This window comes from Mycobacterium sp. THU-M104 (assembly GCF_049197365.1).
In the GTDB taxonomy this organism is placed as follows: Bacteria; Actinomycetota; Actinomycetes; order Mycobacteriales; family Mycobacteriaceae; genus Mycobacterium.
Genome location: NZ_JBMIOP010000137.1, coordinates 1 through 1,411, shown reverse-complemented (window position 1 = coordinate 1,411; position 1,411 = coordinate 1). Strand labels below are relative to the sequence as shown.

General features: G+C 71.9%; 1 protein-coding gene and 2 pseudogenes. All 3 read left to right on the top strand.

The annotated features are described in order from the left end of the window. The coding region (locus tag ACOJVU_RS11790; protein WP_421529953.1) for a DNA glycosylase AlkZ-like family protein at nt 1-557 on the top strand (557 nt) is incomplete at its 5' end. A gap of 70 nt (nt 558-627) precedes the next feature. Continuing rightward, nucleotides 628-922: pseudogene (locus ACOJVU_RS11785) on the top strand (SAM-dependent DNA methyltransferase); the annotation flags it as partial. Between the two features lie 293 nt (nt 923-1,215). Beyond that, nucleotides 1,216-1,411 (top strand): annotated as a pseudogene (gene thyX, locus ACOJVU_RS11780) (FAD-dependent thymidylate synthase); the annotation flags it as partial.

Below are 1,411 nucleotides of genomic sequence, written 5' to 3'. Positions count from 1 at the left end.
ACCTCACGCTGCGGGCCGCCACCGCGCTGGGCGTGGGCACCGAGGCCGACATCCGCGACTACTTCCGCCTGTCGGCCGCCCAGGTCAAGCCGGCCCTGGCCGGTCTGCTGGCCGCCGGCGAGGTCGAACGGGTGCAGGTGCAGGGCTGGTCCGCGCCGGCGTACCTGCGGTCCGGGCAGCCGGTGCCGCGCTCGGACCGGGGCACGGCGCTGCTGTGCCCGTTCGACCCGTTGATCTTCTTCCGCCCGCGAGTCGAGCGGCTGTTCGGCTTCCGCTACCGCATCGAGATCTACACGCCACCGGACAAGCGCACGTACGGCTACTACGTGTGGCCGCTGCTGCTGGACGGACGGTTGGTCGCGCGGGTAGATCTGAAGGCCGATCGGGCGGCCGGCAGGCTTCGCGTGGTCGGCGCGTTCGGTGAACCGGACGTGCCCAAGCCGCGGGTGGCCGCAGCGCTGACCGGCGAACTGGAGTCGATGGCGTCCTGGCTGGGGCTGGGCGGGTTCAGCGTCTCGAGGCGGGGCGACCTGGCCGGTGAGCTGCGCCGGCTTTAGCCGTCCGGAGGACGTCAAGAACGAACTCGCGGCCACGCTGTGGAAGGCGGCCGACAAGCTGCGCGGGACCATGCCGGCCAGTACCCGGCCAGTACAAGGACGTCATCCCGGGACTGGTGTTCCTCGGATACATCGCCGACGCCCCGGGCGTCTTCGCGGTGCCGCCGACTGCGCGCTGGAAACACTTGGCGGACAAGGCGACAAACGGCGACGTCGGTCAGCTCGTCGACGCCGCGCTGGACGACGTGATGACGGCGAACCCGGCGGTGGCGGACGCGCTGCCCCGGCTGTACCGAAGTGTCGACACACGCCGGCTCGGGGAGCTGGTGCGCTTGCTCGACGACGCCCGGCTCGACGGTGAGGGCGGCCGTCACGCCCGCGGCCTGATTGGGGGAGGTGACGCCCTGCTGGCGCCGGCGAGCTGCGAGTTCGGCGCGGTACCCGATCGAGACTGCGCCGAGCGCGACCCGACGGCCGCGATCGACGCGCTGTGCGCAGGCTCGTCGCCATCAGTGCAGACTCGCCGAGCCGGGGTTGATTGCCCGGTTCCTCCCCACGCCGCTCCGCGGCGCGCATCGTCGCCGGGCCGGGGTTGATTGCCCGGTTCCTCCCCACGCCGCTCCGCGGCGCGCATCGTCGCCGGGCTAAGGTGAGCGCCGTGGCTGAGATCGCGCCGCTGCGCGTGCAACTGATCGCCAGGACCGACTTCCTGGCGCCCTCGGAGGTGCCCTGGGACACCGACGCCGACGGGGGTTCTGCGCTGGTCGAGTTCGCCGGCCGCGCCTGCTACCAGAGCTGGTCGAAGCCCAACCCGAAGACCGCGACCAACGCCGGCTACATCAAGCACATCATCG